At 71.6% G+C, this 23,811-nt stretch carries 22 protein-coding genes and 3 pseudogenes; 12 read left to right on the forward strand and 13 right to left on the reverse strand.

The window, feature by feature from the left end; genetic code table 11:
• Positions 1–78 precede the first annotated feature (78 nt).
• The gene (locus AB0J12_RS17900; protein ID WP_363265244.1) at positions 79–333 is read left to right on the forward strand and encodes a DUF6458 family protein; all 255 of its coding nucleotides are present in this window, start codon (positions 79–81) and stop codon (positions 331–333) included.
• A 16-nt stretch (positions 334–349) separates the two neighbouring features.
• On the opposite strand, the pseudogene AB0J12_RS17905 reads toward AB0J12_RS17900, so the two are convergent.
• From AB0J12_RS17905 to AB0J12_RS17915, 3 genes and pseudogenes are all read right to left on the reverse strand, one after another.
• Positions 350–802: pseudogene (locus tag AB0J12_RS17905) on the reverse strand (hypothetical protein); the annotation flags it as partial.
• Between the two features lie 74 nt (positions 803–876).
• Positions 877–1,020: a hypothetical protein gene (locus tag AB0J12_RS17910; protein ID WP_363265245.1), complete on the reverse strand. Its 144-nt coding sequence runs from the start codon at positions 1,018–1,020 to the stop codon at positions 877–879.
• A gap of 29 nt (positions 1,021–1,049) precedes the next feature.
• On the reverse strand, positions 1,050–1,454 hold the full coding sequence (locus tag AB0J12_RS17915; protein ID WP_363265246.1) for a cupin domain-containing protein: 405 nt from the start codon (positions 1,452–1,454) through the stop codon (positions 1,050–1,052).
• Positions 1,455–1,506: 52 nt separating this feature from the next.
• On the opposite strand from AB0J12_RS17915, the gene AB0J12_RS17920 reads away from it, so the two are divergent.
• Complete coding sequence (locus tag AB0J12_RS17920; protein WP_363265247.1) at positions 1,507–2,490, forward strand: helix-turn-helix domain-containing protein; 984 nt, start codon at positions 1,507–1,509, stop codon at positions 2,488–2,490.
• Positions 2,487–2,981 (forward strand): LURP-one-related family protein, encoded by a 495-nt coding sequence (locus tag AB0J12_RS17925; protein WP_363265248.1) that lies wholly within the window; start codon positions 2,487–2,489, stop codon positions 2,979–2,981. The genes AB0J12_RS17920 and AB0J12_RS17925 overlap by 4 nt, the downstream gene beginning before the upstream one ends.
• 13 nt (positions 2,982–2,994) lie before the next feature.
• Here the strand turns inward: AB0J12_RS17925 and AB0J12_RS17930 are convergent, their stop codons facing one another.
• Positions 2,995–3,792, reverse strand: a complete 798-nt coding sequence (locus AB0J12_RS17930; RefSeq protein WP_363265249.1) for a carbon-nitrogen family hydrolase — start codon at positions 3,790–3,792, stop codon at positions 2,995–2,997.
• A 194-nt stretch (positions 3,793–3,986) separates the two neighbouring features.
• Between AB0J12_RS17930 and AB0J12_RS17935 the strand changes: the two genes are divergently transcribed.
• Positions 3,987–4,811, forward strand: a complete 825-nt coding sequence (locus AB0J12_RS17935; protein ID WP_363265250.1) for a maleylpyruvate isomerase family mycothiol-dependent enzyme — start codon at positions 3,987–3,989, stop codon at positions 4,809–4,811.
• 101 nt (positions 4,812–4,912) lie between these two features.
• On the opposite strand, the gene AB0J12_RS17940 is transcribed toward AB0J12_RS17935, so the two are convergent.
• Both AB0J12_RS17940 and AB0J12_RS17945 read right to left on the reverse strand, forming a co-directional pair.
• Entirely contained in the window at positions 4,913–6,220 is a 1,308-nt protein-coding gene (locus AB0J12_RS17940; RefSeq protein WP_363265251.1) for an MFS transporter, read from the reverse strand.
• Complete coding sequence (locus AB0J12_RS17945) at positions 6,217–6,879, reverse strand: GntR family transcriptional regulator (protein ID WP_363265252.1); 663 nt, start codon at positions 6,877–6,879, stop codon at positions 6,217–6,219. The genes AB0J12_RS17940 and AB0J12_RS17945 overlap by 4 nt, the downstream gene beginning before the upstream one ends.
• Before the next feature lie 223 nt (positions 6,880–7,102).
• Between AB0J12_RS17945 and AB0J12_RS17950 the strand changes: the two genes are divergently transcribed.
• The 4 genes and pseudogenes from AB0J12_RS17950 to AB0J12_RS17965 form a co-directional block, all read left to right on the forward strand.
• A complete protein-coding gene (locus tag AB0J12_RS17950) occupies positions 7,103–8,011 on the forward strand; it encodes a D-alanyl-D-alanine carboxypeptidase (RefSeq protein WP_363265253.1) in 909 nt (302 codons plus the stop codon).
• Between the two features lie 99 nt (positions 8,012–8,110).
• On the forward strand, positions 8,111–8,458 hold the full coding sequence (locus tag AB0J12_RS17955; protein ID WP_363265254.1) for a GntR family transcriptional regulator: 348 nt from the start codon (positions 8,111–8,113) through the stop codon (positions 8,456–8,458).
• Complete coding sequence (locus AB0J12_RS17960) at positions 8,455–9,447, forward strand: DUF1648 domain-containing protein (protein ID WP_363265255.1); 993 nt, start codon at positions 8,455–8,457, stop codon at positions 9,445–9,447. Before AB0J12_RS17955 ends, AB0J12_RS17960 begins: the two co-directional genes overlap by 4 nt.
• A gap of 217 nt (positions 9,448–9,664) precedes the next feature.
• Positions 9,665–10,468: pseudogene (locus AB0J12_RS17965) on the forward strand (hypothetical protein); the annotation flags it as partial.
• Between the two features lie 113 nt (positions 10,469–10,581).
• Here AB0J12_RS17965 and AB0J12_RS17970 read toward each other — a convergent pair.
• From AB0J12_RS17970 to pdhA, 3 genes are read right to left on the reverse strand one after another with little or no spacing between them, the layout of a single operon-like run.
• Positions 10,582–12,015 carry a dihydrolipoamide acetyltransferase family protein gene (locus AB0J12_RS17970; protein ID WP_363265256.1) on the reverse strand — a complete coding sequence of 478 codons (1,434 nt, stop codon included), beginning with the start codon at positions 12,013–12,015 and terminating at the stop codon, positions 10,582–10,584.
• 10 nt (positions 12,016–12,025) lie between these two features.
• Complete coding sequence (locus AB0J12_RS17975) at positions 12,026–13,006, reverse strand: alpha-ketoacid dehydrogenase subunit beta (protein WP_363265257.1); 981 nt, start codon at positions 13,004–13,006, stop codon at positions 12,026–12,028.
• Position 13,007: 1 nt separating this feature from the next.
• Entirely contained in the window at positions 13,008–14,246 is a 1,239-nt protein-coding gene (gene pdhA / locus AB0J12_RS17980) for a pyruvate dehydrogenase (acetyl-transferring) E1 component subunit alpha (protein ID WP_363265258.1), read from the reverse strand.
• A gap of 677 nt (positions 14,247–14,923) precedes the next feature.
• Between pdhA and AB0J12_RS17985 the strand changes: the two genes are divergently transcribed.
• Complete coding sequence (locus AB0J12_RS17985; protein ID WP_363265259.1) at positions 14,924–15,913, forward strand: phosphotransferase; 990 nt, start codon at positions 14,924–14,926, stop codon at positions 15,911–15,913.
• Positions 15,914–16,028: 115 nt separating this feature from the next.
• Here AB0J12_RS17985 and AB0J12_RS17990 read toward each other — a convergent pair whose 3' ends face one another.
• A complete protein-coding gene (locus tag AB0J12_RS17990; protein ID WP_363265260.1) occupies positions 16,029–17,702 on the reverse strand; it encodes a protein kinase in 1,674 nt (557 codons plus the stop codon).
• Positions 17,703–18,041: 339 nt separating this feature from the next.
• Here AB0J12_RS17990 and AB0J12_RS17995 point away from each other — a divergent pair, with 339 nt between their 5' ends.
• Positions 18,042–19,685 (forward strand): protein kinase, encoded by a 1,644-nt coding sequence (locus tag AB0J12_RS17995; RefSeq protein WP_363265261.1) that lies wholly within the window; start codon positions 18,042–18,044, stop codon positions 19,683–19,685.
• Between the two features lie 132 nt (positions 19,686–19,817).
• Here the strand turns inward: AB0J12_RS17995 and AB0J12_RS18000 are convergent, their stop codons facing one another.
• A complete protein-coding gene (locus AB0J12_RS18000) occupies positions 19,818–20,363 on the reverse strand; it encodes a bacterial proteasome activator family protein (protein WP_363265262.1) in 546 nt (181 codons plus the stop codon).
• Between the two features lie 210 nt (positions 20,364–20,573).
• Between AB0J12_RS18000 and AB0J12_RS18005 the strand changes: the two genes are divergently transcribed.
• Complete coding sequence (locus tag AB0J12_RS18005; protein ID WP_363265263.1) at positions 20,574–21,386, forward strand: hypothetical protein; 813 nt, start codon at positions 20,574–20,576, stop codon at positions 21,384–21,386.
• Between the two features lie 76 nt (positions 21,387–21,462).
• A complete protein-coding gene (locus AB0J12_RS18010; RefSeq protein WP_363265264.1) occupies positions 21,463–22,020 on the forward strand; it encodes a hypothetical protein in 558 nt (185 codons plus the stop codon).
• Between the two features lie 28 nt (positions 22,021–22,048).
• Here the strand turns inward: AB0J12_RS18010 and AB0J12_RS18015 are convergent, their stop codons facing one another.
• Complete coding sequence (locus AB0J12_RS18015; protein WP_363265265.1) at positions 22,049–23,029, reverse strand: NAD(P)H-quinone oxidoreductase; 981 nt, start codon at positions 23,027–23,029, stop codon at positions 22,049–22,051.
• A gap of 86 nt (positions 23,030–23,115) precedes the next feature.
• Positions 23,116–23,781, reverse strand: a pseudogene (locus AB0J12_RS18020) (NAD(P)-binding protein); the annotation flags it as partial.
• Positions 23,782–23,811 lie beyond the last annotated feature (30 nt).

A 23,811-nucleotide genomic window follows, 5' to 3' on the forward strand; every position in this document is an offset into this window, starting at 1 on the left:
CACCCGCATGGGGGTTGACAACCGGGGTACCCGACTGTCCGGACCGGAGAGACCGGACCGGACAGGGAGGCGACACTCATGGGCCTCGGCGGATGCATCATCCTCATCGCCGTGGGAGCCATCCTCACGTTCGCGACCGACTGGGACATGCAGGGGGTCAACCTCGACCTGGTCGGCATCATCCTGATGATCGTCGGACTGATCGGCGTCTCGACCTTCAGCAGCATCGCGCGTCGCCGACGTGTCATGGTCCCGCCGACGACGACCACGGTCGTCGAGGAGGAACGGCACCACCACACCCGCGACGGCTACAGCGACGGCTTCGGCGTCTGAGCGGCCCGCGCGGCTTCTACGACACCTGCTCGTCCATCCCGGCGAGCACCAGCGGCAGCCGGTCCGCGCCGCCCTCGGTGAGGCGGACCGGGACGCCCCAGTCCTGCTGGTGGACATGGCAGGCGGGGCACGGGTCGGCGGGGTCGTCGTCGCAGGAGGCGGCCATCGCCGAGATGTGCAGGACGCCCTGCTCGACGGCGGGGTTCAGGGCGAGGGTGCGGGACAGGTCGGTGCCCGCGCCCTCGCCCTGAAGCAGCAGTTCGGGCGGGGTGGCGGAGACCGGCAGACGGGTCGAGGGGCCGTATCCGGTGTCCAGCTTCTGCCCGGGCGGCTGCGCGAACCACGCCTCGGCCCCGGGCCCGTCGACGAGCCCCTCGTTGGTGGTCCCCGCGGTCACGGCCACGGTCTGCGCGGCCGGGTCGTAGGCCCACAGCTGATGGACCCCGGCCATGGCGATCCGCGCCCGGCCCGCAGGCGCAAGTACAGGTCACCACTGGTGTGTTGGTGCACCTCCCCACGCCGGCGAGAGGTGTGCACATTGGTTCAGGAAACCCGGACATCGAGAACGACGATCCGTCCGGGCAGGTCGGCGAGGCTGTACCGCTGCCCACCGGTGTTCAGCCAGCCCCCCTTGCCGGCCGGCTCGGGGGCGCGGACTCGGGCGCGACGGGATGCGGAGGGGCTCATGGATCAAGGGTGCCACCCGCCTGTGACAGTCAGCTCAGCGCGTGGCCGGTCGTCGCGTCCACATGGGCCGGGACCTCGTCGTGGCGGTCGCCGACCGTGAGGGTGCCGGTGGGTTCGAGGAGAAGGATCTCCGTCGGGGCGGGGGCGTACGGCTTGTGCTCCGTGCCGCGCGGGACCGTGAAGAGGGATCCCTGTGGGAGGACCACCGTGCGTTCACCGGACGGCTCACGCAGGGCGATGTGCAGCTCGCCGGAGAGGACCAGGAAGAACTCGTCGGTGTGGTCGTGGACGTGCCAGACGTGCTCACCCTCCACCTTCGCGACTCGGACGTCGTAGTCGTTGACGGTGGTGACGATCCGCGGGCTCCACCGCTCGGTGAAGGAGGCGAGGACGGTGGCCAGGGAGATCGGTTCGCTGCTCGGTTCGCTGCTCATGGCGTCATCCTGCGTATGGCCCGGTGGCATGCGCGAGTGCTAGGAATCGCACATGCCGCAAGGATCCTCGCACCGTGTCGTCCTGATCGTCGACGAGAACTCCAACCCCTTCGAGATGAGCTGCGCCATCGAGGTCTTCGGCCTGCGCCGCCCGGAACTGGGCCGCGAGCTGTACGACTTCCGGCTGTGCGCGGCCGGTCCGGCGACCCGGATGCGCGACGGGTTCTTCACCCTCACCGGTGTCGCCGGGCTGGAGGCCGCCGAGGAGGCGGACACGCTGATCGTGCCGAACCGTCCGGACACCGACACCCCGCGCGCCCCACGCGTGCTGGACGCGGTGCGCCGGGCGCACGCGCGGGGCGCCCGGCTCATCGGCTTCTGCTCCGGCGCGTTCACGATCGCGGAGGCCGGACTGCTCGACGGCCGCCGCGCGGCCTGCCACTGGATGTGGGCGCAGTCGTTCCGCGCACGGTTCCCCGAGGTGCGGCTCGAACCGGACGTGCTGTTCGTGGACGACGGCGACATCCTCACCGCGTCCGGCAGCGCGTCGGCCCTCGATCTCGGCCTGCACGTCGTCCGCCGCGACCACGGCGCGGAAATCGCGAACCACGTCGCCCGGCGCCTGGTCTTCGCCGCCCACCGCGACGGCGGGCAGCGCCAGTTCGTGGAACGCCCGGTGGCGGCCGTCCCGGACGAGTCCCTCGGTCCGGTCCTGGCCTGGGCGCAGGAACGTCTCGACCAGCCGCTCACGGTCGCCGCTCTCGCGGCACGCGCGCGTGTCAGCCCGGCCACGCTGCACCGGCGCTTCCGCGCCCAGCTCGGCACGACACCGCTGGCGTGGCTGACGGCGGAGCGGGTGACGCTCGCGCGACGGCTCATCGAACGGGGTGAGGAGCGGCTGGACGTCGTCGCGGCGCGCAGCGGTCTGGGCACCGCGGCCAACCTGCGGGCGCGGCTGCGGCGCGAGACCGGACTCAGCCCGTCGGCCTACCGGCGGCGTTTCTCGGGGGCCACCGGGGAAGCGCTCACAGCATGAGATTCCTCGTGTACGACCGGCTCCTCGGCATCGGCGACGACTACTGGATCGAGGACGACCAGGGCAGCAAGGTCTTCCTCGTCGACGGCAAGGCCATGCGCCTGCGGGACACCTGGGAGCTGAAGGACACCCAGGGACGCGTCCTGATCGACATCCACCAGAAGATGTTCGCCCTGCGCGACACGATGGTGATCGAGCGGGCCGGCGAACCCCTGGCGACGATCAAGCGCCGGCGGCTGTCCCTGCTGCGCAACCACTACCGGGTGACCCTGGCCGACGGCACCGAGCTCGACGTCAGCGGCAAGATCCTGGACCGGGAGTTCGCCGTCGAGTACGACGGCGAACTGCTGGCCGTGATCTCCCGCCGCCGGCTCACCGTCCGCGACACCTACGGCATCGACGTCGTCCGCGACGACGCGGACCCGGCGCTGCTCATCGCGGTCGCGGTGTGCGTGATCCACCTGGCGGAGAAGGAACGGGAGGAGGACTGACCCGGGGCGGCGATCAGCGCCGGGGCGCCTCGAGGCCCAGCACCCGGTCCTTCAGCGCCGGGAACTGCTCACGGGTCGTGGCGACCTTCGCCGGGTCGAACTCCACCGTGAGGGCCTCCTCACCGGCGCCCGCCTCGGCGAGGACCTCACCCCACGGATCGACCACGATCGAGTGACCCGCCTGCGGAACTCCCGCATGCGTCCCGGCCGTTCCACAGGCGAGCACGAACGCCTGGTTCTCCACCGCCCGCGCCTGGGCCAGCAGCGTCCAGTGCGCCCGGCGGCGCTCCGGCCAGCCCGCCGGGATCACCAGGGTCTCGGCGCCGGCGTCGACGAGGCCGCGGAAGAGTTCGGGGAAACGGAGGTCGTAACAGGTCGCCACGCCGAGCGTGGTCCACGGCAGACGCACCGTCACCAGCTGACGCCCCGCGCCCATGAGTACCGCCTCGCCCTTGTCGAAGCCGAAGCGGTGGATCTTGCGGTAGGCGGCGGCGAGGTCACCGGAAGGAGAGAAGACGAGGGAGGTGTTGTAGAGGTGACCGTCAGGGCCGCGCTCGGGGATGGATCCGGCGTGCAGCCACACGCCCGCGTCGCTCGCGGCCTTGGCCATCGCCTCGAAGGTCGGCCCCTCGAGCGGCTCGGCCTCGGTGCCGAACTCCTCGTAGGCGAAGGCCCCGCACGTCCACAGCTCCGGCAGGACGACGAGGTCCGCCGAGCCGGCCTGCTCCCGCACCAGGGAGGCGGCCCGCAGCCGCCGGTCCGCCACCGATTCGCCCTCGTTCACGGCGATCTGGATCAAAGAGGCGCGCACACTACCACCGTCCTGGCAAACGGGCCGCCCACGCGGGTGGCCACACGGCCTACGATCGTCACGAGAAAGCACTGCCGGGGTGCCTCGGAGCAGCGTAACTTAGCCATTCCAGACACCGCCGAGTGCAGCCGCCTCCCACTGGCACCGCCGCCACCACCTGCCCGTGTACACGACCGCCGAGGGGTCCCGTTTCCGTGAGTCTGCATCCCACTCTCCAGCCCTACGCCGATGCCTGGACCCACTCCGTCGAGGCGATATCCGAGCTGGTGCAGCCGCTGGCGGACGCCGACTGGAACCGTCGTACCCCGTGCCCGGGCTGGTCGGTGCGCGACATCGTGTCGCACGTCATCGGCCTGGACTGCGAGATGCTCGGCGACCCCCGCCCCATCCACACACTGCCGCGCGACCTGTTCCACGTCACCAACGACCACCAGCGCTACATGGAGATACAGGTCGACGTCCGCCGCCACCACACGGCGCCGGAGATGACGTCGGAGCTGGAGTACACGGTCATCCGCCGCAACCGCCAGCTGCGCAACGACTCCCGCGACCCCGGCACCAAGGTGCGCGGCCCCCTCGGCGCCGAGCTCACCCTGGAGGAGTCGATGCGGCGGCACGCCTTCGACGTGTGGGTGCATGAACAGGACCTGCGCACGGCCCTCGGCCGCCCCGGCAATCTGGACTCCCCGGGCGCGCACGTCGCCCGTGACGTCCTGCTGGACGCCCTGCCGCAGGTCGTCGCCGAGCGCGCCGGGGCTCCGCGCAGCTCGGCGGTCGTCTTCGACGTGCACGGTCCGGTCGAGTTCCTGCGCACGATCCGCGTCGACATCCAGGGCCGCGGCACCCTGGAGAGCACTCCCGCTCTCGGCCCCGCCGCCACCCTCACCCTCGACTGGGAGACCTACGTCCGCCTGGCCTGCGGCCGCGTGAGCCCGGAGTCGGCGTCGGACCGCATCAAGACGGAGGGCGACCTGGATCTGGCGGCGGCGATCCTGCGCCACTTCCCGGTGACGCCGTAGGACGTGGGGCACGCTGGGGCGCCCCGCCCGTGCCGGGCAGCGCCCCCACGGCGGTCACCTCGTCGACGCCGGGGCCCCTCGGCGCGGGGCCACACACCCCATCACGCCGGTACGTGCACCGTCTCCACCCGGCTGGCCACCAGCCGCTCCCGCTCCCTGCGCGCCGCGCGCCTGCGCAGCCGCAGGATCTGCGAGACACCCAGCGCCTGGAGCACGAACACGGCCGAGAACGCGACGGTGTAGTCGTCTCCGGTGGCGTCCAGCAGCACGCCCACCGCGAGCAGCGTCGTCATGGAGGCGACGAACCCGCCCATGTTCGTGATCCCGGACGCCGTCCCCTGCCGCTCCGGAGGATTCGCGGGCCGCGCGAAGTCGAAGCCGATCATCGACGCCGGTCCGCACGCCCCGAGCACCGCGCACAGCACGATCAGCAGCCACATCGGGGCGTGGGCGCCGGGGCAGGCCAGCGTGGCCGCCCACAGCAGCGCCGTCGCCCCGACGGTGCCGAGCGCCAGCGGCAGCCGCGCCTCGTGGTGCCGGGCGACGATCTGGCCGTAGACCAGGCCGATGACCATGTTGGACAGCACGACGAGGGTGAGCAGTTCACCGGCCGTGGCGCGGCTGAGCCCCTGGTCCTCGACGAGGAACGGCAGCCCCCACAGCAGCAGGAAGACCATCGCCGGGAACTGCGTCGTGAAGTGCACCCACAGTCCCAGCCGGGTCCCCGGCTCCCGCCAGGACGCGGCGATCTGCCGGCGCACATAGGCCGCGCCCCGGTGCGCCGGCGGCTCCGGCTCGAACCCTTCCGGGTGGTCCTTCAGGAAGAGCAGCAGCAGGGCGAACACGACGACACCGGCGATCGCGCTGCCCCCGAACGCGGCGCTCCAGCCGATGCCGTGCAGCAGCCGCGCCAGCACGAGCGTGGAGACGAGGTTGCCGGCCATGCCCACCAGCCCGGCGAGCTGGGCGACGAGCGGCCCGCGCCGGGCGGGGAACCAGCGCCCGCCGAGCCGTAGCACGCTGATGAACGTCATCGCGTCGCCGCAGCCCAGCAGGGCCCGTGAGGCGAGCGCCATGCCGTACGACGGCAGGAAGGCGAAGCCGAGCTGTCCGATCGTGAACAGCACCACGCCGAGACCCAGCACCTTCTTGGTGCCGAGCCGGTCGACGAGCAGGCCGACGGGTATCTGCATGCCCGCGTAGACGAGCAGTTGGAGGATGGAGAAGGTGGACAGCGCGGAGGCGCCCACGTGGAAGCGCTCGACGGCGTCGAGGCCGGCCACCCCCAGGGACGTACGGAAGATGACGGCGACGAAGTAGACGGCGACGCCGATGGACCAGACGGCGATCGCGCGCCGTCCGCCCGGCGGGTCACCCGGCAGGGTGGCGGAGGAGGACGGCGAACTCATCGGACCTCCCCCCGGGCCAGGTGGGAGAACCAGCCCACGTGCCGGTGGACGATGCCCACGGCCCCCTCCGCGTCCCCCGAGCGCAGCGCGGCGAGGATCTCCTCGTGCTCGGCGAGGGTCTTGGCGATCCGGTCGGGGTGGGAGTGCATGACGGCGACGCCCATCCGCAGCTGACGGTCGCGCAGCTGGTCGTACAGGCGCGAGAGGATCTCGTTGCCGCCGCTGCGCACGATCTCGGCGTGGAAGCAGCGGTCGGTGACGGCGGCGGCGGCGAGATCACCGGCGGCGGCCTGTGCCTTCTGCTTCGCGAGCAACTGTTCGAGCCGCTCGATGAGTCCCGGCGGGGCGGGCACGGCCTTGCGGGCCGCGTGCTCCTCGACCAGCAGCCGCGTCTCGACGACGTCGGCGATCTCCTGGGCGGAGACCGGCAGGACGAGGGCCCCCTTCTTCGGGTAGAGCCTGATCAGCCCCTCCACCTCCAGCCGCAGCAGCGCCTCGCGCACCGGCGTGCGGGAGACTCCGACGGCCTCGGCGAGTTCGCCCTCGGTGAGGAGGGTGCCGCCTTCGTAGCGGCGGTCCAGGACGCCCTGCTTGACGTGGGCGTAGACGCGGTCGGCGGCGGGTGGCTGCTTTACGGGTGCGGACGGGGCGGCTGGCATGCCCACAGGATAGATACATCACGTACGCAATCAGCAGCCCGTTCCAATATCCGGACAGCGGCGCCCCGCCGCCCGTCCTTCTTCCGAGTGTCGAACCGAACTGCCCCCGGTACGCGTACAACCATGTGCACCAGGTACGCGTCACACCTGTGCGGCCCCATCTGCTTTCCCCTCAACCAGGCCGCTCCCTAAGGGGCATTCACCAATAATCGGGGTATCTCAGTTGATTACCGCCATTTCCGGCATCAAGGGCAACCGGCTGCGCCGTGCCGCCGCGGTCACCGTCACCGCCGGCGCCCTGCTCACCACCGGCGCCCTCACCGCGGCCCCCGCGCAGGCCGTCACGACGCCGTCCATCGTGGCCAAGGGCGGCTACGTGATGAACAACGGCACCGGCAAGGACCTGTACAACAAGGCGGCGGACACCCGGCGTTCCACCGGCTCCACCACCAAGATCATGACCGCGAAGGTCGTGCTCTCGCAGCCGAACCTCAACCTGGACGCCAAGGTCACCATCCAGAAGGCGTACAGCGACTACGTCGTCTCCAAGAACGCCTCGCAGGCCCACCTGATCGTCGGCGACAAGGTCACCGTCCGTCAGCTGCTCTACGGGCTGATGCTGCCCTCAGGCTGCGACGCCGCCTACGCACTGGCCGACAAGTTCGGCACCGGCACCACCCGCGACGCGCGCGTGAAGTCCTTCATCGGCAAGATGAACGCCGACGTCAAGAACCTCGGCCTGAAGAACACCCACTTCGATTCCTTCGACGGCATCGGCAACGGCGGCAACTACTCGACGCCGCGCGACCTGACGAAGATCGCCGCCGGCGCGATGAAGAACGCCAACTTCCGCGCGATCGTGAAGACGAAGTCCTACACCGCGAAGACCATCACCAAGACGGGCAGCACCCGCACGATGGGCGCGTGGACCAACACCAACACGCTGCTGAGCAGCTACAGCGGCACCATCGGCGTCAAGACCGGCTCCGGCAAGGAGGCCGGCTACTGCCTGGTCTTCGCCGCGACCCGGGGCGGCAAGACCGTCATCGGCACGGTCCTGTCCTCCACGAACGCCTCCACCCGCGCGTCGGACGCCACGAAGCTCCTGAACTACGGCTTCTCGAAGGCCTGACACCCACTCAGCTCGCTTTGCCGACGGGCCCGCCGCACTCCGGCGACGGGCCCGTCGCCCTGTCGGCGTCACACTGATGGTGCTAGCGTCATTGGCACCATGTTGCTGCGTCTGGACCTGAACGACACGCGCCCCCTGCACGAGCAGGTCGCGGGCGCGATCCGGCGGGCCGTAGCCGAGGGCGAGTGCCGCGCGGGCGACCGTCTGCCGTCGGCCCGCGACCTCGCCGCGGCCCTGGACATCAACGTCAACACCGTCCTGCGCGGCCTGCGCGAACTACGGGACGAGGGGCTGCTGGAGTTCCGCCGTGGCCGGGGCATCACCGTCGCCGAGGGCGCCACCCGCCGCTCGGGCCTCCAGATCCGGGTGCGGGAGCTGCTCGCGGAGGCGTCCCGACTGGGCTACAGCCGGACCGACGTCATCGAGATGATCCGGGGGGTGTCGTGACGACCGGTGAGGACGCGGGGCGCGACGGGGGGCGTACGGCGGCACGCTGGGCGGGTGTGGGTTGTACGGCCGCCGTCGCGGCACTGATCGTGGTGGTGCCGTGGCTGCTGCGGAACCGGCTCCCCGACCGGTTGGCCACCCACTGGAGCGGTGGCGCGGCCCCCGACGGCTCGATGCCGTTCCGGGCGGCATCCCTGTTCCCGGCCGCGATATGGCTGCTGGTCGTCCTCGCGGTGGGCCTGCGATGGCGCCGCTCATGGCCGACGCGCCGCACCTGGGTACCGACGGCGCTGGCGCCGACGGCGACGATCCTCGTCGGCGCGCAGATCTCCGTCGTCCTGGCGAACCTGGACCGGACCCACTGGCACGACGCCCGTCAGCCGACTGCCGGCATCGCCGTGACCCTGGTTCTCGCCGCCCTCACCGGGGTGGTGACCTGGAGGCTCACTGTCCGCTCCGCGGCGACCGCGCCCCCGGCGCCGGGCCCGGAGCTGCCCCTGGCCGACGACGAACAAGTGGTCTGGTTCTCCCGTGTCTCCAATCCCTGGCTCCAGTTGCTGGCGGCGCTGACCGGCCTGCTCACCGTCGGCGCTGCCGTGGCCCTCGCCCTGGGCCTCGCCGCCCCGGCCGCGCTGTGGCCCATGTTCCTGGGCGGCGCGGTCGTCTCGGTCGCCACGGCCCTCTGCTCGTCGGTCCGGGCGAAGGTCTCGGAAACCGGCCTGGACGTCGCCTTCGGCCCATTCGGAAGGCCCACCCGCCGGTGGGCCCCGGCCGCCATCGAGTCGGCCCGTGCCGAACAGCGCCTGCCGTCCCAGGTCGGCGGCTGGGGCTACCGCCTCAGCGGTCTCGGCACCACGGTCATGCTCCGCGCCGGCGACTGTCTGGTCATACGGCCACGGGGCCGCCGTACGGACTTCGCGGTGAGCGTGGACGACGCGGAACGGGGGGCGGCACTGCTCAACGCGCTGCGCGCGCGGCAGCGTCCGTGAAGGCGGCCCAGGCGGAGGCATGAGCGCGGTGGTCCGACACGAAATCCGTTTGTGGGGCCGGTCGTGCGCTGCCTACCGTCGGGGCATCGACGTGTAGCTCAGCGGCAGAGCACGGGAAGGCGAGCGGCCTGCTGACGATCGGTTCCCGTACGCCCGTCGCCGGGCTGCCCGCGTGGGTCACACCCGAGGTCGTCCGTGGTGGCTTCGCGACCGGCAGACCATCCTGCCGAACCCGCTGGTCCGCGAGCTGTCCGTACTGGCCCGGCGGGCGGAGCTGAGTGCGCCCTTCGTGGAGGAACTCGCCGCGGACATCTTCATGGGCACGTTCACGCCGAAGTTCCTGACCGCCGCGCGCGCGGCGGCCGAACTCCTCGGCGGCGGCTCCCTGTACGAGCGTTACTACGCCATCGACTACCGGGCGGTGCGCAATCTGGCGGTCGTCGAAGCGGGCGAGGCCGTCCGCCGGTCGGGCGGGGCGCGTACGTCCCCCGGTTTCGCCACACTGTGCCGGCAGCGGGCCGCCGAGTTCGCGCCGGGCACAGGCGCGTTCGGCTCCTCGGTCGCCGCGAACGGCACGGTGATCGAGCAGGCACAGATCCTCACCACGCACAACCTGGCGACGCTCGTCGGCCGGGTCGGCATCGAGCCCGGCGCGGGCTGGGACGAGCTGGCCCTGTCCTGCTTCGCGGCGGTGTGCCGGCTGACCGGGCGCGTGCACCGCAACCCGCGTCCGCTCGGCACCATCAAGGACGTCGCCTACGGCTGGCGGCAGATGGTGTTCTTCGTGACACTGTGCGCGCCAGACGACCAGCGGCGGACCGTGGACCGTCTGACGGAGGAGCTCGCTCGGCAGCCCTGGCACGTCGCCGCACGCCTCGCCCCCGCCCTCACTGGCCTGCGGCAGGTGGTGCGGGGCGGGTCGGCGGACGAAGGCGAAGGCCGGCGACTGCTGGGGTGGACCACCGGTGATCACTGGCTGCGCGCGGACCCGGAACCGACGGGCCCTGGTGTACCGCGTTGAGAAGCGGCGAGACCGTGAGCGGAGGTTACGGTCTCAGCGCGCTCGCAGGTGCGAGCAGCAGCGGGACCTCCCGAGACAGTGACTGAGAGTCACTGTCTCGGGAGGTCCGACGGTCACGCCCAGCTGATCAACCGCTTGGGCTGTTCCAGGATCGCCGCCACGTCGGCCAGGACCTTGGAGCCCAACTCGCCGTCCACCAGGCGGTGGTCGAAGCTGAGCGCCAGCGTGGTGACCTGGCGCGGCTTGACCTTGCCCTTGTGGACCCACGGCTGGAGCTTGATCGCGCCGACCGCGAGGATCGCCGACTCGCCGGGGTTGAGGATCGGCGTGCCGGTGTCGACGCCGAAGACGCCGACGTTGGTGATCGTCACCGTGCCGCCCTGCATGGCCGCCGGGGACGTCTTGCCCTCGCGGGCAGTCGACACCAGGTCGGACAGCGCGTCGGACAGCTCCGGCAGCGTCTTGGCGTGGGCGTCCTTGATGTTGGGGACGATCAGGCCGCGCGGGGTGGCCGCGGCGATACCGAGGTTGACGTAGTGCTTGACCACGATCTCCTGGGCCGCCTCGTCCCAGGACGCGTTGATGTCCGGGTTGCGGCGGATGGCGATCAGCAGCGCCTTGGCGATCAGCAGCAGGGGGTTCACGCGGCGGCCGGCGAACTCCTTGTCCTGCTTCAACTCCTCGACCAGCTTCATCGTCCGGGTCACGTCGATCGTCACGAACTCCGTGACGTGCGGCGCGGTGAACGCGGAGCCGACCATCGCCGCGGCCGTCGCCTTGCGGACGCCCTTGACGGGGATGCGGGTCTCGCGGGCGGTGTCGTACGACGCCGGGGCCGGCGCCGGGGCGACCGTCCTCGGCTGGGGCGCCGGCTCCGTGGCCGGTTCCGTGACCTGCTGCGGGGCCGCCGCCGCGTGGACGTCCTCGCGGGTGATGACGCCGTCCGGGCCGGACGGGGTGACCGTCGCGAGGTCGACGCCGAGGTCCTTGGCCAGCTTGCGCACCGGCGGCTTGGCCAGCGGGCGCGGCCGGTCCATGACCTCCGCGGGGCCGTGGCCGTTCAGCTCCGCCTGGACCGCCGCCGCGGCGGGCTCCTGTGCGGTGGCCGGTGCCTTGCGCGGGCGGCGCTTGGTGGACGAGGTCGCCACGCCGTAGCCGACCAGGACCGGCTGGCGGCCCGAGCCTACGGACGCGGCTTCCTTCGGTGCCTCGGCCTTCACAACCTCGGCCTTCGGGGCCTCGGCCTTCTCGGCCTCCGGCTGCGGTGCCTCCTCGGCCGGTGCCCCGCCGGACACGTCGACGGCGATGATCGCCGTGCCCACGTCGACCGTGGTGCCCTCGGGGAAGCGCAGCTCGCGGACCACACCGTCGTAGGGGATGGGCAGTTCGACGGCCGCCTTGGCGGTCTCGACCTCGCACACCACCTGGCCGTCGGTGACCGTGTCGCCCGGCTGGACATACCACTTGAGGATCTCGGCCTCGGTGAGTCCCTCGCCCACGTCGGGCATCTTGAACTCGCGTACGGACCCTTCAGTCATCGTCGTCACGACCCTCTCCTCAGTACGCCAGGGCACGGTCGACGGCGTCGAGCACCCGGTCCAGGTCCGGCAGATACTCCTCCTCCAGGCGGGCCGGCGGGTACGGGGCGTGGTAACCGCCCACGCGCAGCACCGGCGCCTCCAAGTGGTAGAAGCAGCGCTCCGTGATCCGGGCGGCGATCTCCGCGCCGGAGCCGAAGAACACCGGTGCCTCATGGACGACGATCAGGCGGCGGGTCTTCTCCACCGACGCCTGGATGGTGTCGAAGTCCAGCGGGGAGACCGAGCGCAGGTCCAGGACCTCCAGGTTGCGGCCCTCCTCGGCGGCCGCGTCGGCGACCTCCTGGCAGAGCTTCACCATCGGGCCGTACGCGGCGAGAGTCAGGTCGGTGCCCGGGCGGACCACCTGGGCCTTGTGCAGCGGGCCGGGGATCGCCTCGGTGTTGACCTCGCCCTTGTCCCAGTAGCGCCGCTTCGGCTCGAAGAAGATCACCGGGTCGTCGCTCTGGATGGCCTGCTGCATCATCCAGTACGCGTCGGAGGCGTTGGACGGGGAGACCACCTTCAGGCCCGCCACGTGCGCGAAGAGCGCCTCGGGGGACTCGGAGTGGTGCTCGACCGCGCCGATGCCACCGCCGTAGGGGATGCGGATGACGACCGGCATCTTGACCTTGCCCAGCGAGCGGGCGTGCATCTTCGCCAGCTGGGTGACGATCTGGTCGTAGGCCGGGAAGACGAATCCGTCGAACTGGATCTCCACGACCGGGCGGTAGCCGCGCAGGGCCAGGCCGATGGCCGTGCCCACGATGCCGGACTCGGCGAGCGGGGTGTCGATGACGCGGTCGTCGCCGAAGTCCTTCTGCAGGCCGTCCGTCACCCGGAAGACACCGCCGAGCTTGCCGACGTCCTCACCCATGATGAGGACCTTGGGGTCGGTTTCCAGGGCGCGGCGCAGCGACTCGTTGATCGCCTTGGCCAGGGCCATCTTCTCCGCTGCCATGTCAGACCCCCTCTGCGTCCGTGAACGACGCCTGGTAGGCGGCGAACTGGGCGCGCTCCTCGTCGACGAGCGCGTGCCCGTCCGCGTACACGTTCTCGAAGATGGCGAAGTGGTCCGGGTCCTGCATGGCGCGGACCGCTTCGCGCACTCGTTTGCCCAACGCTTCGCTCTCGGCCTCGAGTTCCGCGAAGAATCCCTCGTCCGCGTGGTTTGAGGCCTCCAGGTAGCGGCGAAGGCGCAGGATCGGGTCCTTGGCCTCCCAGGCGAGGCGCTCCTCGTCACCGCGGTAGCGGGAGGGGTCGTCGGAGGTGGTGTGGGCGCCCATGCGGTAGGTCCACGCCTCGATCAGTGCCGGGCCCTCACCGCGCCGGGCGCGCTCCAGCGCCCACCGGGTGACGGCAAGGGAGGCCAGCACGTCGTTGCCGTCGACGCGCACGCCCGGGAAGCCGAAGCCCTGGGCGCGCTGGTAGAGGGGCACGCGGGTCTGCTTCTCGTTGGACTCGGAGATCGCCCACTGGTTGTTCTGGCAGAAGAACACGACCGGCGCGTTGTAGACGGCGGCGAAGTTGAACGCCTCGTTCACGTCGCCCTGGCTGGAGGCGCCGTCGCCGAAGTAGGCGATGACCGCGCTGTCGGCGCCGTCCTTGGCGATGCCCATGGCGTAGCCGGTGGCGTGCAGCGCCTGGGAGCCGATGACGATCGTGTAGAGGTGGAAGTTGTTGCCGTTGGGGTCCCAGCCGCCGTTGTTCACACCCCGGAACATGCCGAGCAGGTTGGTCGGGTCGACGCCGCGGCACCAGGCGACGCCGTGCTCGCGGTAGGTCGGGAAGACGTAGTCGTCCTCGCGGGTGGCGCGGCCGGAGCCGATCTGGGCGGCCTCCTGGCCGAGCAGCGAGGCCCACAGGCCCAGCTCACCCTGGCGCTGCAGGGAGGTGGCCTCGGCGTCGAAGCGGCGGGTGAGCACCATGTCGCGGTAGAGGCCGCGCAGCTCCTCGGGGGTGATGCCGGCGACGTAGGCGTCGTACTCGGCGTTCTTGACCCGCTTGCCCTCGGGCGTCAGCAGCTGTACGAGCTCCGGCTCGGTGCTCTTCGCGGCGCGGGTGGTGCGGGTGGCGCGCTTGGTACCGGTGTCTCCGGCCGTCTTGCCACCGCTGGTTGCGGTCGCCGTGCTGCCGTCGGTCCCGGCCTTGCTTGCGGCGCTGCGTCGCGGCTTGCGCGGGGCAGTGCTCTCCACGGTCACGTGTGCTCCTCCGTCGGTCCGGCCCCGGGGTTGCCGGTTGGCCTGGGGGTCCCCCCTGCTCGTTGAGAGCTTGGGGGAGGCTCACCTGATCCGACCACCGGGCACGGGGTGGGTGCCACTCGGCCGGGAACAGGCGTGACAGGTGCCCCGGCGAGCGCCCTGCAACAATCACGTTACCCAGTGCTCCACATTTCTGTGAAACCCCTTCTGACCTGCGTTTTTACTCGGATTTCCAAGTACTTTTGATAGGAGGTCCGAGTACTTCGCCGGTCTTTCGGGGATGCCGCTGGTCACGGCCGTGCAGGGGGCCGGAACAGGGGGCACGTTATCCCGGTCACCCCTGGCTCGGGAAGAGCTTGCGGGTGACGGCGCCCCCGGCGCGTGGAGCCGAACGAATCGCCGCATTCGCCTCTGACGGAGGCCGGCACCTCCTCACCCGGCCGGTTTATACGGAACTTATTGCGGACCGGTGGTGGCCATACGCCCTTTTGGATGCGCCGGCACCTTTCGGCCCCCGCCCCCCTCACTCCACCGGACCATTTCCGGTACACCCTGCGACCGGAAATGACTGTCTGTGACAAGGCCCAGCTCACAGGCCCGGATCCTGCCCTAGCATCGGGCGCGTGCCGCGCCCGTGTGTACCACCCCCCGCGCCTCAGGCGCCCCCGTTACGCGCCTTGTTGAGCCGTTATGCCGCCGGTTCCGTGCTCTCCTGCGAGCCGGTCGCCCAGGGCCTGCTGAACCGCGGCTACCACCTGTGCACCACCCGCGGGCGCTACTTCCTCAAGCACCACTCCGACCCCGACACCGCCGATCCGGCCGCGATCGAGCGCCGGCACCGCGCCACCCAGCGCCTGGCCGACCTCGGCGTCCCGGTGGTCCCGCCGCTGACCGGCCACGACGGCCGTACGGTCGCCGTGATCGGCGGCCACGCCTACGCCCTGCACCCCTGGATCGACGGCCGCCACCGCCACGGCGGCCAGCTCACCAGGAGTGAGTCCGCGCGCCTGGGCGCCCTCCTGGGCGCCGTGCACGCCTGCCTGGAGCGCGTGATGCCACCCAAGGGGCGCACCCGGCCCTCCGCGAGCCCCCATCCCGTGGAGAGCGCCGATCCGGCGGCCACCTTCACGCTCATCGACGAGCTCCTCGCGCGCGTGCGCCGCCACCGCCCCGCCGACTCCTTCGACGAGCTGGCCCGCCACCGCCTGCTGGAGCGCCGCGAGCTGCTGCAACGGCACGCCGGCCGGCGCCCTCCGTGCGGCGGGCCGGTGGGCTGGGTGCACGGCGACTTCCACCCGTTCAACCTGCTCTACCGCGACGAGGCGCCCGCCGCGATCGTCGACTGGGACCGTCTCGGCGTACAGCCGCGCGCCGAGGAGGCCGTACGCGCCGCCGTGATCTTCTTCGTCCAGCCGGGGGGCACCCTCGATCTGCCCAAGGTGCGCGCCTACGCACGCGCCTACCGGCGCGCCGCCGGGGCCACGTCCAGCGAGCTGGCGGCGGCCGTGCACCGGGTGTGGTGGGAGCGGCTGAACGACTTCTGGATGCTGCGCTGGCACTACGAGCGCGACGACACCCGCGCGGATCCGCAGTTCCCGGCGGCGTCCGCGCTCGTCGCGTGGTGGACGCGGCGCTACGAGGCCGTCAGCGACGCCTTCACGCAGTGAGCGGGGCGTCGTCGCCCCACGCGGCCACGCGTGCGTGGCGCCCGGCGGAAACAGCACGCGCGCGTGGCGCCCTGAGGGGGCATCACGCGCGCGTGGAACAAGAGCTGCCGGGACGTCAGGGGGTGCCGCCGGCCCCGGCGGCGACACCGGTCGTGGTGCCGCTGCCGGTCGTGGTGCCGCTGCCGGTCGTCGTGCCGCCGTCGGTGGTGCCGCCGTTGTTCGTCGTCCCGCCGTCCGTGGTGCTCCCGCCGTCCGTGGTGCCGCCGTCCGTCGTCCCGCCGTCGGTGGTGCCGCCGTTGGTCGTGCCGCCGTCCGTCGGGTTCGAGGACTGGGTGCCCGGGTCCGTCGGCTCGTCCGAGGGCGGGTTGGAGTTCTGCTGCGACGGCGTGTACGACGGGGTGTACGACGGCCGGTTCCATGTGCCGGAGCCCGACCCGGTGTTGTCGTCGCTCGTCCCGCCCGAACCGTCGTCGGTCGTCTCGTCGCTCGGCGACGGGCTGGGGGTCTCCTGCGACTGGGATCGGGAGATGCTCGGCGACGGGGTGGTCTCCGGCTTGCCGCCCTTGGTGCCGGTGCCCTTGACGGCCAGCGCCACCCCCGCCGCGATCGCGATCACCGCGAGCACGGCCAGGACCCACAGCTTGCCGCGGCCACTGCCCTTGTTGCCGTGCCCCTCGAAGCCGCCCTCGTCGCCGTTTCCGTACGCGTTGGGCAGGATCGGCTGCGGGATCTGCGCGGTACCGGGTCCATGGTTGCCGGGGTGCGCCATCACGGTCGTGTGCGCGAAGCCGCCCGCCGGTGTGTGCCGGCCGTCGTGCGCGGCCACCGGGCCGGTGTTCCAGGTGCCGGTGTGGCCGCCCTGGTCGTACAGCATCTGCAGCGCGTACTGGACCAGCCCGCGCATCTCCTCGGCCGTCTGGAAGCGGTCGTCGGGCTCCTTGGCCAGCGACCGCATCACCAGGCCGTCCAGCTCCGGCGGGCAGCCCTCGGAGGCCTCGGACGGCGGCGTGGGAATGTCCTGCACGTGCTGGTAGACCACCGACAGCGGGGTCTCGCCGGTGAACGGCGGCCGCAGCGACAGCAGTTCGTACAGCAGGCAGCCCACCGCGTACAGGTCGGAGCGGTGGTCGACCGCCTTGCCGAGTGCCTGCTCCGGCGACAGGTACTGCGGGGTGCCCATCACCATGCCGGTCTGCGTCATCGTCGTCGACGCGCCGTGCAGGGCGCGGGCGATGCCGAAGTCCATCACCTTCACGGCACCGTTGTCGGTGATGATGACGTTGGCCGGCTTGATGTCGCGGTGCACGATGCCGTGCTGGTGCGAGTAGGCCAGCGCCTCCAGCACCCCGGAGACGATGATGAGCGCCTGCTCGGGGCCCGGCGCCTCGGCGTTGAGCAGAAGGTCGCGGATCGTACGGCCCTCGACCAGCTCCATGACGATGTACGGCACGCTCTGGCCGCCGACGACGTCCTCGCCGGAGTCGTACACGGCGACGATGGCGTGGTGGTTGAGGCCGGCCACCGACTGCGCCTCACGCGTGAAGCGGGCCTTGGACACCGGGTCCTCGGCCAGGTCGGCGCGCAGCAGCTTGACCGCGACGGTACGTCCGAGCCGTACGTCCTCGGCCGCGAACACCTCGGCCATACCGCCCCGGCCGAGCCGGTGCGTCAGCCGGTACCGGCCGTCGCCGACAAGCCCGCCGTTGCCCCAGTTCTCCGGCGCATCTGACATACCGCCGCCAGTCGCCTCGGGGTCGGACGGGCCCTGAGCGCGCTGCTGCTGTGCCATCAGTCCTCGCCGTCGTTTCTGCCCGCGGTGCGCGCGGTGTTGTTACGGTCTCCGTCGGCCACGCTACAGCCTCGGCGCAAGGCGCCGGTCCCGGATGGGCGTGCTGACCGGTACGAGACGGACCGGCCATCAAACCCCGCATCCGTCCGCTCGTGCAAATTGTGTGTACCGGCCGTACGGCGCCTGTAACGCTTCCGCGACGCTTCTTTCGCGTACGGTCACGGAACGGGCACCGAGCTTGACGTGTCAGTGCCCTCGGGCAGACTTGGCCGGGAATAGCACAGTGGATCAACGAACATCCAAGAACGTCGGCGCCGAAAGGGCTGTGGGGGACGCGAGATGAGCCAGGACGGCGCACAGGGTCGCTATGCGGGGCAAGCACTCGCGAACGGCCGGTACCAGCTGCGCGATCTGCTCGGCGAGGGCGGCATGGCCTCGGTGCACCTGGCCTACGACGCCGTGCTCGACCGCCACGTCGCGATCAAGACGCTGCACACCGAGCTGGGCCGCGAACAGGCCTTCCGTGAGCGCTTCCGCCGTGAGGCCCAGGCCGTGGCGAAGCTCACGCACACCAACATCGTCTCGGTCTTCGACACCGGCGAGGACGATCTCGGCGGCGCCACGATGCCGTACATCGTCATGGAGTACGTCGAGGGCCGCCCGCTCGGCTCGGTGCTCGCCGACGACATCCGGCAGCACGGCGCGATGCCCGCCGACAAGGCGCTGAAGATCACCGCGGATGTGCTCGCGGCGCTGGAGATCAGCCACGAGATGGGGCTGGTCCACCGCGACATCAAGCCCGGCAACGTGATGATGACCAAGCGCGGCGTGGTCAAGGTGATGGACTTCGGCATCGCGCGGGCGATGCAGTCCGGCGTCACCTCGATGACGCAGACCGGCATGGTCGTCGGCACCCCGCAGTACCTCTCGCCGGAGCAGGCCCTCGGCCGCGGCGTGGACGCGCGCAGCGACCTGTACTCGGTCGGCATCATGCTGTTCCAGCTGGTCACCGGGCGGCTGCCGTTCGACGCGGACTCACCGCTCGCGATCGCGTACGCGCACGTGCAGGAGGAGCCGCCGCTGGCTTCCTCGATCAACCGTGCGCTTCCGCCGGCCGTGGACGCGCTGATCACGCGCGCGCTGAAGAAGAACCCGAACGAGCGGTTCCCGACGGCCGAGTCCATGCGCGACGAGTGCCTGCGGGTGGCGGCGTCCTTCCAGCCGGCCCCGCCGAGCATCGTGCCCGGCACCCATGCGCCGAGCGGCGCGGGCGTCGGCTCCGCGGTGTTCCCGCCGCTCGACCAGAGCGCCCCGGCCCCGCACGGCAACGTCCAGACGCCGTACCACCCGACCCCGACGCCGGTCCCGAACCCGTACGGCACCACCCCGCCGCCGTCCACGCCGGCCCCGGCGTACGGCTACCCGCAGCAGGGCGGCTACCCGACGCCGTACGGCACGCAGCCGCCGGCCGCCTCCACCCCGCCGCCGTACGACATCACGCCGCAGCCGTCGGCTCCGGCGAGCTCGGGCGGCAAGAGCAACAAGCCGGTGATCATCGGCTCCGTCGTGGTCGCCCTGCTCGCCGTCGGCGGCCTCCTCGTCGCCCTGCTGGCGAACAACGGCAGCAGCGACGACCAGGGCAAGGGCGGCGATACCACCGGCCCCACGGCATCGGCGTCCAAGGCGGCCGGCTACCGCGGTCCGGACCTCACGCGCACGGTCAAGAAGGACGAGTGCACGGAGCCGCAGAAGTCGTGGAACGACGAGACCAAGATCCAGCTCCCCGACTTCCGGTACAAGAACATCGACTCGGTGCGGGCCTGCGCGCAGGCCGCCGGCTGGAAGCTCGACATCAAGAAGGTCGACGAGAACACCTACGGTGACGGCGCGGTCATGCTGCAGTTCCCCGCGCCCGGCACGGACATCGACCCGAAGGACGTCGAGATCCAGCTGAACGTCTCCACGGGCAACCCGGCGTCGTAACGGCGCGGAGCGCGCGAACGTACGAAAGGGGGCCCGGCGGTGATCGCCGGGCCCCCTTCGTCACATCGGCGGGCGTTGGCTGCGTTTCGTCGCGTCGGCGGGTGTTGCCGCGTTGACTTGCGTGACGGGCGTTTACAGGTACGGACCGCCCGTGCGGCCGGCTGCGCTTACGTCGTCCTGGCCGTCGTGGACCGCGCCCGGCGGGAGAGCCCGGCGCATCTGCTCCAGCTGGGCCCGCGCCGCCATCTGCTGGGCGAACAGGGTCGTCTGGATCCCGTGGAAGAGCCCCTCCAGCCAGCCGACCAACTGCGCCTGCGCGATGCGCAGTTCGGCATCCGTGGGGGTCGCGTCGTCGTCGAAGGGCAGGGAGAGCCGCTCCAGCTCCTCCACGAGCTCCGGCGCCAGACCGTCCTCCAGCTCCTTCACCGAGCTGGCGTGGATCTCCTTCAGCCGGGCCCGGCTCGCCTCGTCCAGCGGAGCCACGCGCACCTCTTCGAGCAGCTGCTTGATCATGCTCCCGATGCGCATGACCTTCGCCGGCTGCTCGACCTGCTCCGTCACCGGAGTCTCGCGGGACTCGTCGTCTGAGTCGACACCGCCGAGCGCCATGCCGTCCTGGCCCACGACCAGGATCTTCTGGGCGTTCTCCGGCGACCTATCGTTCCTCGGCATCTCCATACCGTCATTCTCTCGCACCCCTGTACCTCACCACGGTGGTGCCCCCGGCGGAGGTTGATCCACCCTTTCCGCCCGACGGGGCAATCCGGAATGCCGGGTCTGTCCGCCCGTGCCAGGCTTGTTCCATCGATCTTGGCGGCCTGTTCCCGGGAGGGGGTCACCGACGTGACTCCATGGTGGCGCGCGACATGCGCGACAAGGGTGTGCGCGGTGCTCGCGGGGGTCGCCGCGAGCGCACTGGGGGGCGGGACGGCCGCACCGGCCTCCGCGGCCGTGCCGGAGTCCGCCGGTGTGTTCTCCGTGGTCAGGCCCTCCTTCGCGGCCCCGGTGCCGCTCGTCGGCCGGACCGCGCGTGACCCGTCGCGCGAGGCGGATCCCTCCCCGGCCTCCGGCGACTCCGAGGACTCCGCAGAGATCGGTGAAACCGATGGCGCGGACGGCTCCGGCGCCGCCTCTGCCACCTCGTCGTCCGGTTCCTCGGACGACGAGGCCCACGGCTCCGCCTCCTCGCAGGCCTCCTCCTCGCGCCCCTCCCACCACTCCCACTCGCCCGCGCGCCCGCATTCCTCCGCACCCGCCGAGCGGCCCGCGCACTCCTCCGCCGCCCCCTTCTCCGCACGGCCCGGCCCGTCCGCGTCCACGGACCCCTCGGCCTCCGCCGGCGAGACCCGACGGGCCGGGAGCCGGGCCGGTGAGGGCCGGGAGCGTCCGGGGCGCGCCCACGATCCGCTGCGGGAGAGTGCACAGGACGAGGGGGCGGCGGAGAACGAGGACGCCGGTCAGGGCATCGACAACGGCGACGACATGTCCGTACCGCAGGAGCAGGAGGCCGGGCTCATGCCGTCGGCGTCCGCATCGGTGCCCACGCGGCAGTCGGTGCGGGCGGAGGGCCCCGTCGACCCGGTTCTGCGGATCCTGCCGCTCGGCAGCGGCCTGGTCCTCATCGGGCTGGGGCTGGCACTGGGCCTGCTCGCACTGCGGCTGCGCCGCGAACCCCGGCTCTACCGGACAGGGGGCCGTTAGATCCCTCGGACGGGGTGCCGCTGATCCTTCGGTTCCGCCCCTTGCCGTCGCGGCGTACGCGAGTAATGTGAATTACATGATTACACCGGATCAGCGTGAGCGGCTGCGCGGCTGGTTCGCCGGCCGGCTGCCGGACGATCTCTTCGTCAGGCTGGTGGAGGTGACGGTGGATCGCGAGGAGATCACCGTCATCGGTGAGATTCCACAGCCCCGGCTGCCCGACGCCGCCTCGACCGCGGAGCGGGAGTCTGCGGTGCAGGGCCGGGTGCAGGAGTTCCGGCAACGGACCCGCGAGGAGCGGATCGACGTGGCGCGCGAGGCCGAGCACCGCTTCGGCAAGAAGGTCTCGTGGGGCGTCGAGTGCGGCGGTGAGCGGGTGATGTTCACCCAGGTCGCCGCCCCGGTGATGACCCGCCTGCGGCAGCCGGAGCGGCAGGTGCTCGACACCCTGGTCGCCGGCGGCGTGGCACGCAGCCGCAGCGACGCGCTGGCCTGGTGCGTACGGCTGGTGCGGCGGCACACCGACGACTGGCTGTCCGAGCTGCGGGACTCCCTGGAACACGTCGAGCGCGTCCGCGGCCAGGGCCCCGACGCCGAGCCCGCGGACGAACCCGGCGACGGGAACCGGACCTAGGTCTGCCTCAGAGCGACCCGGATCTCCCTCAGGGCGCGATCAGCAGCACCTTGCCGATGTGCCCGCTGTCCTCCACGACCCGGTGGGCGGCGGCCGCGTCGCTCATCGGCAGTTCCCGGTCGACGATGGGACGCACATGCCCGGCGTCCACCAGCGGCCACACATGCTCGCGTACGGCCGCGACGATGGCCGCCTTCTCGTCCAGCGGCCGGGCCCGCAGCGAGGTCGCGCTGATCGCGCCGCGCTTGCTCAGCAGGGCGCCGATGTTCAGCTCGGCCTTGACGCCGCCCTGCATACCGATGATCGCGAGCCGGCCGTTGACGGCGAGCGCGCGGACGTTGCGGTCGAGGTACTTGGCGCCCATGTTGTCGAGGATGACGTCCACGCCGGCCCCGTCGGTGGCTTCCCGGACCTCCTCCACGAAGTCCTGCTCGCGGTAGTTGATGAGGATGTCCGCGCCCAGCCCCGCGCAGTACTCCAGCTTCTCCTTCGTACCCGCCGTCACCGCGACCTTCGCGCCGGCCGCCTTGGCGAGCTGGATCGCCATCGTGCCGATGCCGCTGGAGCCGCCGTGCACCAGCAGCGTCTCGCCGGGGCGCAGATGGGCGACCATGAAGACGTTCGACCAGACCGTGCAGACGACCTCGGGCAGCGCGGCGGCCTGCCGGAGGTCCACGCCCTGCGGCACCGGCAGCAGCTGCCCGGCCGGCACGGCGACCTTCTGGGCGTATCCACCGCCCGACAGCAGCGCGCACATCTCGTCGCCGACGCTCCAGCCGGACACGCCGGGGCCGAGGGCGGCGATCCGCCCGGAGCACTCCAGGCCGGGGTACGAGGAAGCGCCCGGCGGCGGTTCGTAGAAGCCCTGCCGCTGCAGGATGTCGGCCCGGTTGACGGCACTGGCCACCACCTCGACCAGGACCTCGCCCTCGCCGGGCACCGGGTCGGGGACCTCGTCCCACACCAGCGCCTCGGGACCACCAGGTTCGGGAATCGTGATCGCATGCATGAGGGCGACGCTACTCCTGCACCCCTCCGGCATGCGGACGATGGTGCCGCGGGGCGCCCCTGGGCCCTTCCGTATGCGGGTGAGCCTCAGGCCCGGGCCGGGCCGGGGCCCTCCTGCGGCTCCGGGGCGCGCACGATCGTGATGACCCGGTCCGTCAACTGGAGTGCGCCGACCGCCGGATCGTCGTAGCCGAGCACCCGGTGCCCGCGGACGACGCTCACCACCAGGTCTGCCGTCTCGCGCGGGCTGCGGCCCGCCTCCGCCCTGGTGACCGGCCGCTCCACCAGGTCGAGTCCACTGCCCTGCTGGATGAGGTCCTCCATGACCAGCCCCGCCGCGGGGCTGAGGACGGACAGCCCCAGCAGCCGGCCCGCCGCTCCCGCGCTGGTGATGACCTGGTCGGCGCCCGACTGCCTCAGCAGCGGCGCGTTCTCCTCCTCGCGCACCGCGGCCACGATCATCGCCTCCGCGTTGAGCTGCCGGGCCGTCAGCGCCACCAGGGCGGCCGTGTCGTCGCGCTGGGTCGCGATGATGATCCGCCCCGCCCGCTGCACCTCCGCCCGGCGCAGCACATCGCTGCGGGTGCCGTCGCCGACCACGCCCGTGTACCCCTCGGCGGTCGCGGCGTCGACCACGTTCGCCGACGGGTCGATCACGACGACCCGTTCCTTCTTCAGCCCCGTCGCGCACACGGTCCGGATCGCGGACCGCCCCTTGGTGCCGAACCCGACGACAACGGTGTGGTCGCGCACGATGGGCCCTCCCGGCTCGTGTTGGATCCT

The organism is Streptomyces sp. NPDC049915 (assembly GCF_040656475.1).
Taxonomy (GTDB): domain Bacteria; phylum Actinomycetota; class Actinomycetes; order Streptomycetales; family Streptomycetaceae; genus Streptomyces.